Origin of the sequence: Nitrospira sp. (assembly GCA_035968315.1) — a bacterium.
Classification (GTDB): Bacteria; Nitrospirota; Nitrospiria; order Nitrospirales; family Nitrospiraceae; genus Nitrospira_D.
Genome location: JAVYIN010000011.1, coordinates 72,329 through 85,075 on the forward strand (window position 1 = coordinate 72,329; position 12,747 = coordinate 85,075).

At 59.9% G+C, this 12,747-nt stretch carries 12 protein-coding genes; 6 read left to right on the forward strand and 6 right to left on the reverse strand.

Annotation, left to right across the window (positions count from 1 at the left end):
* Positions 1–8: 8 nt before the first annotated feature.
* The 3 genes from rnc (at position 9) to RI101_15055 (ending at position 2,081) form a co-directional block, all read left to right on the forward strand.
* The gene (gene rnc / locus RI101_15045) at positions 9–716 is read left to right on the forward strand and encodes a ribonuclease III (GenBank protein MEC4891367.1); all 708 of its coding nucleotides are present in this window, start codon (positions 9–11) and stop codon (positions 714–716) included.
* A 54-nt stretch (positions 717–770) separates the two neighbouring features.
* The gene (locus RI101_15050) at positions 771–1,382 is read left to right on the forward strand and encodes a peptidylprolyl isomerase (protein MEC4891368.1); all 612 of its coding nucleotides are present in this window, start codon (positions 771–773) and stop codon (positions 1,380–1,382) included.
* A gap of 297 nt (positions 1,383–1,679) precedes the next feature.
* Positions 1,680–2,081, forward strand: coding sequence for a PilZ domain-containing protein (locus RI101_15055; protein ID MEC4891369.1), 402 nt, complete (start codon positions 1,680–1,682; stop codon positions 2,079–2,081).
* Here the strand turns inward: RI101_15055 and RI101_15060 are convergent.
* Both RI101_15060 and RI101_15065 read right to left on the reverse strand, forming a co-directional pair.
* The gene (locus RI101_15060; GenBank protein MEC4891370.1) at positions 2,017–2,718 is read right to left on the reverse strand and encodes a hypothetical protein; all 702 of its coding nucleotides are present in this window, start codon (positions 2,716–2,718) and stop codon (positions 2,017–2,019) included. The genes RI101_15055 and RI101_15060 overlap by 65 nt on opposite strands.
* Positions 2,715–3,731 carry a hypothetical protein gene (locus tag RI101_15065; protein MEC4891371.1) on the reverse strand — a complete coding sequence of 339 codons (1,017 nt, stop codon included), beginning with the start codon at positions 3,729–3,731 and terminating at the stop codon, positions 2,715–2,717. The genes RI101_15060 and RI101_15065 overlap by 4 nt, the downstream gene beginning before the upstream one ends.
* Before the next feature lie 194 nt (positions 3,732–3,925).
* Here RI101_15065 and folD point away from each other — a divergent pair, with 194 nt between their 5' ends.
* The 3 genes from folD (at position 3,926) to panB (ending at position 6,584) form a co-directional block, all read left to right on the forward strand.
* The gene (gene folD, locus RI101_15070; protein MEC4891372.1) at positions 3,926–4,786 is read left to right on the forward strand and encodes a bifunctional methylenetetrahydrofolate dehydrogenase/methenyltetrahydrofolate cyclohydrolase FolD; all 861 of its coding nucleotides are present in this window, start codon (positions 3,926–3,928) and stop codon (positions 4,784–4,786) included.
* A 122-nt stretch (positions 4,787–4,908) separates the two neighbouring features.
* Positions 4,909–5,796, forward strand: coding sequence for a methylenetetrahydrofolate reductase (locus tag RI101_15075; protein ID MEC4891373.1), 888 nt, complete (start codon positions 4,909–4,911; stop codon positions 5,794–5,796).
* Complete coding sequence (panB, locus tag RI101_15080) at positions 5,796–6,584, forward strand: 3-methyl-2-oxobutanoate hydroxymethyltransferase (GenBank protein ID MEC4891374.1); 789 nt, start codon at positions 5,796–5,798, stop codon at positions 6,582–6,584. The genes RI101_15075 and panB overlap by 1 nt, the downstream gene beginning before the upstream one ends.
* A 6-nt stretch (positions 6,585–6,590) precedes the next feature.
* Here the strand turns inward: panB and RI101_15085 are convergent, their stop codons facing one another.
* The 4 genes from RI101_15085 to RI101_15100 all read right to left on the reverse strand — a co-directional run.
* Positions 6,591–7,100: a DUF309 domain-containing protein gene (locus tag RI101_15085; protein MEC4891375.1), complete on the reverse strand. Its 510-nt coding sequence runs from the start codon at positions 7,098–7,100 to the stop codon at positions 6,591–6,593.
* Positions 7,093–7,908 (reverse strand): symmetrical bis(5'-nucleosyl)-tetraphosphatase, encoded by an 816-nt coding sequence (locus RI101_15090; GenBank protein ID MEC4891376.1) that lies wholly within the window; start codon positions 7,906–7,908, stop codon positions 7,093–7,095. The genes RI101_15085 and RI101_15090 overlap by 8 nt, the downstream gene beginning before the upstream one ends.
* Positions 7,909–7,994: 86 nt before the next feature.
* Positions 7,995–10,127: an EAL domain-containing protein gene (locus RI101_15095; GenBank protein ID MEC4891377.1), complete on the reverse strand. Its 2,133-nt coding sequence runs from the start codon at positions 10,125–10,127 to the stop codon at positions 7,995–7,997.
* The coding region (locus tag RI101_15100) for a PAS domain S-box protein (GenBank protein ID MEC4891378.1) at positions 10,128–12,747 on the reverse strand (2,620 nt) is incomplete at its 5' end. It lies immediately after the preceding gene.

The window sequence follows — 12,747 nt, forward strand, 5'->3', positions numbered from 1 at the left end:
GCGGAACTATGACACCGGCTTTGCCAGCCGACTCTTCCTCACATCCGTTCGCGTATCAGTTCAAGAACCCTTCGTTGCTGGAGGAGGCGCTTACCCACAAGTCGCATGTGAATGAGCGGAAGGGGGGCGTGCGCCCGCATAACGAGCGGCTGGAGTTTCTCGGCGATGCGGTCTTGTCCCTGATTGTCAGCGACCATCTGGCGCGGCTCTATCCCCAATTAAGCGAAGGCTCGCTCTCAAAGCTGAAAGCGACGCTGGTGAGCGAAGCCTCACTGGCTCAGGCGGCGCGCCGCTTGAAGCTCGGCTCGTTCCTGCGGCTTGGGCGGGGGGAAGAGCGGTCGCAGGGACGGGAGAAAAATTCGCTCCTGGCCGATGCGTTGGAGGCGGTGATTGCGGCCGTCTATCTGGATGGCGGGCTGGAGGCGAGCCGGATTTTTACCGAAGGGGTGCTGGCTCATGAACTCGCTCAGGCTGAGGCGCAGCAGGGAACCCCGGGCGGCGAAGATTATAAGACGCGGCTTCAGGAATGGTGCCAGCAGCGGTATGATCAGTTGCCGCAATATGACATTGTGCGAGAGACTGGGCCTGATCATCAAAAGCTGTTCGATGTCGAAGTGCGGGTCAACGGGTCCGTAGCCGGGCAAGGGCGGGGCCTCAGTAAAAAAGAGGCTGAGCAGATGGCGGCGCAGCAGGCACTGGAACGGCTGGTGCCTTGAAGCAGGCGGGGCTGGTCGCTATCTATTGATAAGTGGTTTGATAAAGAAGGAGGGATGATGATGCAGAGACGATTGACCGGATTGCTGGGATGTCTTGTGTTGGCCGTAGGCCTTCCATTTTTTGGGATGAGTGGCATCGTGGCGGCGGCAGACAAGGGGCCTGCCCCTAAAGCAGAGGCGCCGAAGAGCCCTCGTGCGATTATTAAAACCAAGTTCGGAGACATTGAACTGAAATTCTATCCCGACATCGCCCCGAAGCATGTGGAAAACTTTATCAAGCTGGCGAAGGAGGGGTTCTATAATGGGACGATCTTTCATCGGGTGATCCCTGGATTCATGATTCAAGGGGGAGATCCCAATACAAAAGATTCGCTGAGGAAAGACGCGTATGGACAGGGTGGTCCTGGGTTTACAGTGAAGGCGGAGTTCAGCGATACCCCGCACAAGCGAGGCATTCTCTCGATGGCGCGGGCGGCCGATCCTGACTCGGCGGGTTCGCAGTTTTTCATCGTGGTCGAGGATTCACGATTTCTCGACCGGAAGTACACCGCGTTCGGCGAAGTCACCAAGGGCATCGGGGTGGCCGATAAGATTGTAAATGTGCCGCGAGATGGACGAGACAATCCCAATGAACGCATCGAGATGACAGTGACCATCGTAGAATAGCGGTTTCGGCAAGCAAGCCCGTTTGCTCCTCCCATCCCACGATGGGGGGAGCGCCTATTTCTCCTCCCAGCCATTTCAATCTCCTAATCGAGTCTTCCTCATTCTTGTGCGGTCATCGCGGCATGCCCCGATTTGCCCAGCGAAATGGCCGGGGGGTGCTAGTCAGGTCACCCTACCTTCGAGGGGGGATCTTTTGCGGGATGTTTATTGGCCTATTCTGCAGCGTATTCTCGCTCCGTTGCCGTCTGGCGGTCGATGAAGGGGGCAGGTTCTATGCACGAGGGGATGACGCGGCGGATGTATCGGCGCGTACAGAGGGAATGCGATGGCTGTATTTTAACGGCCACGACTGTCAGCCGGTGTCGCATTTCTGATGTATCGCTGAATGGGTGTCGTATTCAGTCGGATCGGGAGTTTGCCCCGGGATCGTTTGTGATGGTGCGGATATGGGTGCCGGGGGTGAAGGAGCCGATTGATATCGATCAGGCGGTGATCCGCTGGGAACGCCATGGGGAGATCGGCTTACAGATCGTGGCGCTGTCGAACGGAGCGGATTTTCAGCTGGCGCGGTATGTCGAATGCTCGCTCTCGTCAGCGCGCAAAGCGGCTCCGCCTGTGAGGGAACAGGGCTGGATCAGTGGTGATGGTGCTGGCATTCCGGCCCATGCTCATGGGGCTGGGCAGCGGGCGGAGGCATGAACGATTGGCCGGGGAGCACGATGTGTCCCGGTTCATGTTTTTTCTTCAAGTGATCCGCAATCTGAGGATGATAGGAGCTGACATAGCCGATCAGCCCGCTGACGAATCGCCGGGACTGGAAATCCTTCCCTGAAAAATCCGACACGAATTTGACGGCGCGGTCGAGGATCTCCGGCGCATTGGAGGAGTCTGCGATCTGCTTCGGGTTTTGCTTTTTGAAGGTCTCGTATTCCTTGATCAAGTGTTCCGCGAAGACCGGCATGGGCGCAGACGGCACATGCAAGGGGCTGAGCGTGCGGCGAAGGCCTTGGATGGCGGCGATGACTTCGGCGTCCTGTCCGTCCCGCCGCCCCTGAAAGAAGCTGAAGGTAATCACTTCGACCAGGTTGAAGAGCGCCACGGCCTGCTCTCCTCCGAATTCGCTGAGCTCCCGGTAAAAATCCCGCCGCACCGGCATGAACTGTTCGCCCAGACGCTTCTGCTGATAGTCGCTGCCGCTGTCGAGGTAGACGCAGTCGGCGGGGCAGTTGACGCGCACGAGGCGATGTTCACCGCAACAGGAGTTACAGATGAGCCCGCCCAGGGCGGGGCAGGGGCGTTTGCCTTTGCGTTGCTTGCAATAGAGACACTGGCTCATTTCTTGGGCGATCCTTCCGCTGCAGCCTTGGGCGGCCCCGCCGCGCCGAATCCGTAGTCCGCGAGGGTTCTTCTGGTATCCCGGCTTTTGCCCTCCGAGGGCGCTTCCAAACCGTTGATCTCGGCGGTATGGGCATAGTGATAGGGGACGAGAATGAGATTGTTGGCGCGGTCAATGCTGATGTCCGCGGGGGCGGGGAGATATTCCGCGATGACTTGAAAGTGGTTATCGCGGGTCATCCGCCAGATTTTCCCTTTGGTGAAATCCGATACATACATATTGCCCCAGCGATCGAAGTCCACGCCGCTCAGGTTCTGGAAGCGGCTGGTAAAGAAGCCATTCGAGACCAGTTCGGTCAGCTGTCCGTCGGGGGTGATCTCCAGAATCTTGCCCTTCTCCCAACTGACGGCAATGATATGGCCGGTCCGCGGATGGACCGCGATGCCTGACGGGCCGGCCAGCCGCTCGTCATGTATCAGCAGGCTTACTTTGTGGTCGGCGGACGAATCGATCCGGTAAATCGTATTGCCGGATTGATCGGAGGCATACAGGATGCCGTTCGGTCCGGCGGTGACATCGGTCAGCGATACGGGCATCTTTGCCGTCTGAGGCGGAAAGGAGACGGTGACCAGGAATTTCCCCGTGGCTTTGTCAAACCCCTTGAGTTGATCGAGGTCCGCGATATAGAGGATGTTCGCCATCAAGGCCATGCCTTTGGGGGCATGGAGCATCATGTCGGAAATACCGCCCTGGATGAACTTGAGGTTCAGCACTTTGCCTTCGGCGTCGACTTTCGTAATAAAGCCATTGTTGTCACGGGCGTCCGGCTCGCCATTGATATTGGAGATGAAGAATTCTTTGCCCTGCGGGTCGCCGACAAAGCTGTTGGGCGATTCCAGACCGGTAATCTGGGCGGCCTGCGAGGCCGCCGGCCATATGAGCAAGCCGCATGCGAGCGCAGCGGCCGCAAGGAGGCTGTTCGATCGATTGTACCCGGTTGGACGGCTGTTCAAGGTTGGATCATCATGTAAGAGGATTGGATTGCATCGTAGCGAACGGCGGAAGAGCCTGTCAAGGAAGAGGGTGACCTCGTGCCCCTCGCCTCATTCCTTGTGCCGCGCGAAGCAGAGCGTTGACTTGCATAAAAATGCCCTGCTAAGGTGCCAACGGTTTTCTAGCCAACCGCTTGAATTCAGGGAGGGAAATTGTGGGAGCACGACTCATTGACGGGAAGGCCTTGGCGCAGCAAGTTCGTGACCGCCTTGCGGTGGAGTCAGCCGCCGTATTGGCCAAAACAGGGATGAAGCCGGGTTTGGCGACGATTCTTGTCGGCGACGACCCCGCGTCCCATCAGTATGTGAAGAGCAAGCAAAAAGCCTGCGATGCGGCCGGTATCTATATCGATGACCACAAGTTACCTGCCAGCACAACACAAGCAGAGTTGTTGTCCTTGATTGAGAGGATGAACGCGGATCCCAAGATTCACGGAATCTTGGTTCAGCTTCCGCTGCCCAAGCACATCGAGAGTCGTGTTGTACTTGAGGCCGTGTCCCCCGACAAGGATGCCGATGGGTTTCATCCCTATAATTTTGGCCGGCTGGTCGAGGGGAATCCGGTCTTTGAGGCCTGCACTCCGAAGGGCGTGATCAAGATGTTGGAATCCACCGGAATCGGCATTGAAGGGAAGCGGGCGGTCGTGTTGGGACGCAGCAATATTGTGGGCAAGCCGCTGGCGCTCATGTTGTTGCAGCGCAACGCGACGGTGACCATTTGCCATTCCAAGACCAAGGATATCGCCGCTGTCTGCCGCGAGGCGGACCTGCTGCTGGTTGCGATCGGGAAGGCCAAGTTTGTGACGGCGGACATGGTGAAAGAAGGAGCCGTCGTGATCGATGTGGGCACCAATCGGTGGACCGACGGGAAGCTGTGCGGCGATGTCGATTTCGAGGCCGTGAGCCAGAAGGCCGGGTGGATTAGTCCTGTCCCTGGTGGCGTCGGCCCGATGACGATTGCCATGCTGCTGGACAATACCGTGGAGTCGGCGAAGAGAATGGCGGGGATGTTGTAGGAGGAAGGGGGCTCCCTTGCTCGCTGAACGCGCACAAAAAGACCGTGCTCGTTCAATGCGCGCAGTAGGAGCCCCCATTCCTCCTACAACGGTGTGGAAAAGTGAAGGAGTGGAAGGGGAACATGGGTAAGGAACCGCGACGGCTGAAAGAGGTGCTGGATTCAGGAGCGTTCGCTGTCACGGTCGAGTATAACCCGCCGAAGGGAACGAATATCTCCGGCGTGTTGGATAACGCCAGGCAGCTTGTAGGGCGTGTCCATGGCGTGAATGTGACCGACAACACGGCGGCCGTGGTGCGGGCCGGGTCGCTGCCGGTGTGCCGTCTTCTCTACGAGATGGGACACGATCCGGTGATGCAGCTGACCTGCCGGGACCGGAATCGGATCGCGATGCAGTCGGATCTCATGGGCGCCCATATGCTGGGTATCCGCAACATCCTCTGCCTGACCGGCGACTATCCGACCGTGGGGGACCATAAAGAGGCCAAGCCGGTCTATGATCTGGATTCCGTCCAAGTGATGCAACTGGTGCAGGGGCTGAACAACGGCCGGGACATGGCGGGCAACAAGCTGGACGGATCGACCGACTTCACGATCGGGGCGGCGGTGACGCCGGAGGCCGATCCGCTCGGCCCGATGCTGGCCAAGTTTGAGGTCAAAGTCAAAGCGGGAGCCCAGTTCTTTCAAACTCAGGCGATCTATGACCCCGACCAATTTGCGAGCTTCATGACGGCGGTGCGGCCGTACAAAGTGAAAGTGCTGGCCGGGATTCTCGTGCTGCGCAACCACAAGATGGCGGAGTTCATGAACGCTAATATTCCCGGCGTGTCGGTGCCTCAGAAGATGATCGATGAACTGAAGGCCGCCGGGCCGAAATCCGAGGATGTCGGCGTGGAGATCGCCGTGCGGACGATCAATGCGGTGCGGGCCCATTGTGATGGCGTGCACATCATGGCGATCAAGGCGACGCATCGACTGGCGGACATCATTACCAAGGCCCAGCTCGGCTGATGACTATTCCTGAATTTCAACAGCACAAGCGCCAGCGGAAAAAGCTGGTGGTCGTGACGGCCTATGACGCGCTGTTCACCCGCATCCTTGAACAGGCCGGGATCAATGCCATTCTGGTGGGAGATTCGCTTGGCGTGGTCGTGCAAGGCCAGGCCAACACCTTGTCCGTCACGATGGAGGACATGCTGTATCACACCAAGCTGGTGGCCGGTGCCGCCACGCAGGCGTTGGTGATCGGAGATATGCCCTTCATGTCCTATCAAGCCAGCCAGGAAGAGGCGGTGCGGAATGCCGGGCGCTTAATTCAAGCCGGCGCCCATGCGGTGAAGCTGGAAGGGGGGCGGCCGATGGCTGACCGGGTGGCGGCCATGACCGCGGTCGGCATCCCTGTCATGGGCCATCTCGGGATGACCCCGCAGTCGGTGAATCAATATGGCGGCTACAAAGTGCAGGGCAAGGCGAAGGATCGTGCGAAGGCTCTCCTGGCCGATGCCAAAGCGCTGGAGGCGGCGGGCGCGTTCGCCATCGTGCTGGAAGCCGTTCCTGTCTCGCTGGCCAAGGCGATGACGGCGGCACTCTCGATTCCAACCATCGGCATCGGGGCCGGTCCCCATTGCGATGGACAAGTGCTGGTGGTGTACGATTTACTCGGAATGTTTGACGACTTCGTGCCGAAATTCGTCAGGCCCTATGCGCACTTGAAAGCTGACGCGCTTCAGGCGCTTCGGCAGTTTAAGGAAGACGTGGAGCAAGGCACGTTCCCCAGCGATTCCGAATCCTACCACTGATCCCGCTTAGTTCAGCCCATTCAGGCGAATGCGCGGCGCCCAGAGCGCTGATCCCGGCGCACGGTTCCGCAGATTTTCGGTCAGGCCGCCGACATCCACCCCCATATAGGATGCCGGTACGCTTTGAAGTCGAATCATGCCGCGGTGCAGCAGATTGTGCGCCGCCTGAGGGTTTCCCATGAACAGTTTCAGATTGGCCGCGGCGAGCTGAATGATCGCTTGGAAGAAATTCCCCTGTTCGCTGCGCCGTCCGGCCGCATTCCAGAGTCCTTCGAACGTTTCATGGCATTCCCACCAGTACGCATAGTTGTAGAGGTCGATCCCGTACAGGTAGTCGGTGGATTGTGTCCACTGGCCGGGAGGGAGCAGCCCCGTCGTAGGCTCTTCTTGGCCATAAGAAGGGCCGCGAGGGTTGTGTCGTGGATGCTGGGACGTGCCTGGTATAAACCGGAAGGAGGGAAACGGGCGAGCCGAGTAACGAGGCCACGAGGGATCAGCCTGGCGCGGGTCAGTCACGGTGAAGCCGATCGGCGCACTCGACTTGATAGACGACACGATCTTCCAGTCGAATCGCCGTCAGGCGCCGTCCCCAGGCGCAGCCGCTGTCGAGTCCGAGCAGATTCTGTTCGATGTGCAAGCCGAGCGCGGCCCAATGGCCGAAGAGGACCGTGTGATCCGTGCTGCGCCGGTGCGGGATGCGAAACCAAGGGTGGTGTCCTGGGGGGGCGTCTTCAGGGTGGCCGGAAAATCCGGACAGGGCGCCTGTGAGAGTGCAGGTGCGCAAGCGGGTGAGGGCGCGGGTAATGGCGACGAGGCGCTCTGGCCCCGTTAAGTCCGGATCCCAGTGCGCGGCGGTGCCGTGAAAGAGGGCTTGGAGAAAGGCGCGATGGGCAGGTCCTGCGAGAACGGCTTCAACTTCGTGGGCCAGCTGCGCCGCCTCATCGATCGACCATTGCGGCAGAAGTCCGGCATGCACCATGAAATAAGCGCCTTCACGGTAGTGGAGCGGCTGCCGGCGCAGCCAGTCCATCAATTCCAGCCGGTCCTCTGCGGCCAAGACATCGTGGATCGTATCTTTCGGCCTTGGGGGTACGATGCCCTCCGACACGGCGAGCAAGAACAGATCATGATTGCCCAAGACCACTTGGGCGGATGAGCCCAGATGTTTCAGATAGCGCAGGACGCGCAACGAGCCAGGCCCGCGGTTGACCAGATCGCCCGCGCACCAGAGACGGTCGGAGGCCGGGTCGAACCGGATCTGTTCGAGTAATTGTTCGAAGGATTGGGCGCAGCCTTGAATGTCGCCGATTGCGTAGGTCGCCATTGTCTTGCGAGCCGGTGGTGGATGGGGCGAGGGTATCGCGCGCGTCCTCGAAATACAAGCACAGGAATGGGGCGGCGGAATGCGTGCTAGGCCGCGTCCTTGAAAGGAAGGGGCTTGGCCTGGTGCTCACGGATGAATGGTTCCACGAGCTCGCCCGGCAGGGGGTGGCTGAAGAAATAGCCCTGGATCTCATCGCATCCTTGGGCTTTGAGGATGTCAAGCTGGCCTTGGGTTTCGACGCCTTCGGCGAGCACGTGGAGCTTGAGCCCATGTGCCATGGCGATAATGGCCACGGCGATGGCCGCCTGTTCCGATTGTTCATCGAGGTCCTTGATGAACGCCCGGTCGATCTTGATCGTATCGATGGGAAACCGTTTGAGATAGGCGAGCGATGAATAGCCGGTGCCGAAGTCGTCGATGGCCAGGTGGAACCCCATGGCTTTTAACTGATGGAATATGGAGACGGCATTTTCCGCTTGCTGCATCGCGGTGCTCTCCGTCAGCTCCAGTTCGATCTTGCTGGGGGAAACGCCGGTTTCCCGGACGATGCGGGCGATCATCTCGACCAGCGATCGTTGATGAAACTGCACGGCAGAGAGATTGACGGCGATCGAGAGGTCGCCGAGGCCGCAGGCAGACCAGGCGACCTGTTGCCTGCAGGCCTGACGCAAGACCCATTCGCCGATGTCGCTAATCAATCCCGCTTCTTCCGCCAAGGGAATGAACGAGGCCGGAGACACCATGCCCCGCACCGGGTGGCGCCAGCGGATCAAGGCTTCGACGCCGGTGATGTTCCAGCGGCGGATATCCACCTGGGGCTGATAGTGAAGCAGAAATTCTTCCCGGGCGATGGCATTGCGAAGGTCGCTCTCCAGGCTGAGCCGTTCCGCCAGGGCGATGTTCATCGAGTGCGAATAAAACTGATAGGTGTTGCGGCCCTGGTCTTGCGCGGCGTGCATGGCTGCATCGGCATTGCGCAGGAGCGTATCGACGGTGTCCCCGTCCGTTCCCAGCAGGACGATGCCGATGCTGGCGGTGACGACAATGTCCTGGTTGTCGAGATGATAGGGGACGTTGAGCGCGTCCTGGATCCGTTGCGCGACCTTCGTGGTGTTTTGCACCGAAGAGAGATGCGTCAGGAGCACGGTGAACTCGTCTCCCCCCAGCCTGGAAAGCGTGGTGGGTTCCTGATCGTCGAATCGCGCGACGGTGTCGGATTGCCTGACGCAATAGCGGAGGCGCTCGGCGACTTCGCGGAGAATCGTGTCTCCGCATTTGGATCCGAGCGTATCGTTAATGCGCTGGAACCGGTCGAGGTTGATCAGAAAGACCGCGCCCCCCGTGCCATGGCGCTTGTGCGCGGCGAGGGCTTGGGCCACACGGTCTTGAAACAGCTGGCGATTGGGCAGCTGGGTGAGGCGGTCATAATTGGACAGGAAGTGGATTTGAGCTTCTGCCTGTTTTTGATCGGTGACATCCTGAATGGTTCCCGTGACGAAGGTGGCCGTGCCGCCGGGGGCGAAGACGGCTTCCGCCTGATGATGGACGACGCGAGTCGCTCCTGAGGGGAGCAGAATCCGATGGTCTTGCTGGAACGGGACTCCGGTGGCCAGCGCCTGATGGATGCCGGCCTCGATCGCGGCGCGATCCGGGGAATGCAGGTGGTGCAAGAATTGTTCAAATGGCATGGCGGCGGGATGCCCGTCGATGCCCAGAATGCGGAAGACTTCGCCGGAGGCGATGAGACGATTGGACGACAGCTCCCAGCGCCAGTTGCCCAGTTGGGCAATCCGTTGGGCTTCGGCCAAGCGTGTTTCCCGTTCACGGAGCTCTTCCAGGGTGTGGCTGGCGCGGAGCATATACCGGACGCGGTGGCTGAGGACGAGCCCGTTCCACGGCTTTGTGATGAAGTCTGTGGCGCCGGCGTCGTATGCGGTTTCGATCGACCGGACATCGTCGAGGCCGGTCATGATCAAGATCGGGACGCTGGCGCCGCCTGGCAATTGCCGCAGGGCCGCGCAGGTGGCAAACCCGTCCATTCCCGGCATCACGATGTCCATCAAGACAATGTGCGGAGTTTCCCGCTGAAAGGCCTCAATCGCTTCCGGCCCCGTCGCGGCGTCTTCCACCCGGCATCCGGCTTGCTCCAGGGCGGCCCGCGCGAGCACACGCAAGGTGATATCGTCGTCAACGATGAGAGCGAGCGGGGGCAGATTCATTTAGGCTGCTCTTTTCAGTCGTTCAGCATGAAAGATTTCGCAGGTTGCCGCAAAGACCCGCGGAAGCGCGGCGGCGAGTGTGCCGGCGTTTCCCATGTCCTGTGTCCGTGCGCCCAGTTCCAATTGCTTGCAGATTTCGGCGACCTGCCACGCGCCGAGCGTCGCACTGCGCGATTTTAAGCTATGTGCCGCGTCTTGCAGGCCGGGGAGATCGCCGGTCTCTGCCGCAGCCACTATCTTATCGACCAATTTCTCTGAATCCTTGAGGTAGAGATCGATGATTTTGGCCAGGAGATCAGGGTGCCCGGGCCGCTGGAGGCTCAGAATGCTCTCCCACGTGCGTGGATCGACGGGAGATTGGTCTGTTAGGAGCGGTGTCGCCGCTGGCAATGACGGGGGAGTGGCTTGCGGTGGGGCCGCATGGTCCTGGGTTGATGCGGAGGACGGGAGCCAGCGCTGGAGGAGGTTCCGCAACTGGTCGATCGTAAAGGGTTTGCTGAGGTAGTCGTCCATTCCGAGCACGAGGCAGAGCTCCCGGTCGCCTTGCAGCGCATGCGCGGTGAGCGCCACGATGGGGATTCTGGTGCCGAGCCGTTCCTCTCTGTGGCGAATCTCGCGCGTGGCTTCGAAGCCGTCCATGTCCGGCATCTGGCAGTCCATGAGGACTAGATCGAAGGGCTCTCTCCGGAGTGCCTCAAGTGCAAGGCGGCCGGTCTCGACCGCGTGAACATGGCAACCCAGATTCTCCAGCATGCCGAGCGCAACTTCGCGATTCACGGCATTGTCTTCAGCCAGGAGCACCTTGGCGGAGAGCCGGGCCGTTCTAGCGGCTTTGTCGGAGCGGGGTATCGCGGGGGCCGGTCTCGCATCGAATGTTTGGGGGGCGCCGGTGCTATGGGCCAAACGAACGACGAACCAAAACAGCGCGCCTTCCCCCGGGGCGCTCTCGACGCCGATCACGCCGTCCATTAATTCAACCAGCTGATTGACGATGGCCAAGCCGAGGCCGGTCCCTCCGTACTTTCTCGTCGTGGACGAGTCGGCCTGCTGGAACGCTTTGAAAATCTGCTGCTGGGCTTCTTGGGGAATGCCGATGCCGCTATCCTTGACGCTGAACCGGAGCAAGGTGTTGTCGTGACATGTTTCGACAAGATCCATCCGCAGCTCGATGGTCCCGTGCTCGGTAAACTTCACGGCGTTGCTCAACAGATTCACGAGAATCTGCCTGAGTCTGACAGGGTCGCCGTGCATATGGGCCGGAACGGATGCGGCGGCGTGCCAGATGAACGTCAGCCCTTTTCTTCGCGCGGCTTCCTCAAAGAACGCCGCGACATCTTCGCAGAGGCCGGAGAGGTCAAAATCGATCTGACTCAGTTGCAGTTTGCCGGCTTCGATCTTGGACCAATCCAAAATGTCGTTGATGATGTCGAGCAGCGCCGTTGCCGATTGATGGACGGTGTCCGCCAAATGCCGCTGGCGGTCGGTGAGCGGTGTGGTGAGCATCAGCTCGGTCATGCCGATGACCCCGTTCATGGGCGTTCGGATTTCATGGCTCATGTGGGCCATGAATTGCGACTTGGCAAGATTGGCCGATTCAGCGGCGTTTTTCGCAATGAGCAGCTCCTGTTCAATGCGTTTTCGGTCAGTGATGTCGCTGGCGATGCCGAGAAAACCGGTAATGTGGCCGTCTGTGTTCCGCAAGGCCGTTATGTTCAGGAGCACGGCCACGCGGGTGCCGTCTTTCTTCACATAGGTCCACTCGTGTTCGTTGGGCAAATTGTGTCGGCTTTTTTCGACAAAGACGTCAAAACCTGGGGTGAGCGCGACTCCCAGCTCCTCAGAGAAGAGGCGCGCGCGCGCGCGTATTTCCTCGGGATCATGAAACACCGCCGGGGTCTGCTTCCCGACCATCTCCTCGGCCGAGTATCCCAGCAGGGCTTCGGCGGCGGGGTTAAAGACCAGAATGAGGCCGGTAGGCGTGGTGGAGATGATGGCATGGCCGGCGTTGTTGAGGATGGCTCGTTGGAAGGTCGTGCTGATCTGCAAGGCCTCTTCTGCCCGCTTGCGGTCGGTGATGTCGCGGACGATGGCATGGAAGCCAGCCGCCTGCCCGCCGCTCTGCAGCAGGTTGACCTGCTGTCCCACCCATCGCTCTTCGCCGTCGCGGCGGAGTACGGGAAATTCCAAATAGGTATTGGGGATCTTTCGGAAGAATTGGCGGTTGTAGAATCGTTCGACTCTCTTGCGGTGGTCGTCCCGGATCAGCACGGTGAATCGCTGGCCGAGCAAGTCCTGTTTGGGATAGCCCATGAAACGCTCCACGGAGGAGCTGATGAACGTAAAGTGGCCCGTGGCATCCGTGCTGTACAGAATATCGTTGGCGGTCTCGACGAGTTGTTTGTACTGTGCTTCGCTTGCGCGGAGTGCCGTATGTGTTTCGCGCTGCTCCCGATCCCGCAGCCGTAATTCCAATAGCTGCACCGTCTGCCTGGCGAGTCTGCGGAGGGCCTCTTGCTGCGTGGCTGTGAGCCGGCGCGGGACGCGATCGATCACACAGAGGGTTCCCAGCGCATGGCCTTGCGAGGTGATCAGTGGCGCCCCGGCATAGAACCGGATGTGC

Bases quoted from the DNA above. Each gene is read 5' to 3' on its own strand.
- rnc (MEC4891367.1), top strand. From the start codon at position 9: ATGACACCGGCTTTGCCAGCCGACTCTTCCTCACATCCGTTCGCGTAT.
- RI101_15050 (MEC4891368.1), top strand. From the start codon at position 771: ATGATGATGCAGAGACGATTGACCGGATTGCTGGGATGTCTTGTGTTG.
- RI101_15055 (MEC4891369.1), top strand. From the start codon at position 1,680: ATGTATCGGCGCGTACAGAGGGAATGCGATGGCTGTATTTTAACGGCC.
- RI101_15060 (MEC4891370.1), bottom strand. From the start codon at position 2,718: ATGAGCCAGTGTCTCTATTGCAAGCAACGCAAAGGCAAACGCCCCTGC.
- RI101_15075 (MEC4891373.1), top strand. From the start codon at position 4,909: ATGGGTAAGGAACCGCGACGGCTGAAAGAGGTGCTGGATTCAGGAGCG.
- panB (MEC4891374.1), top strand. From the start codon at position 5,796: ATGACTATTCCTGAATTTCAACAGCACAAGCGCCAGCGGAAAAAGCTG.
- RI101_15090 (MEC4891376.1), bottom strand. From the start codon at position 7,908: ATGGCGACCTACGCAATCGGCGACATTCAAGGCTGCGCCCAATCCTTC.
- RI101_15095 (MEC4891377.1), bottom strand. From the start codon at position 10,127: ATGAATCTGCCCCCGCTCGCTCTCATCGTTGACGACGATATCACCTTG.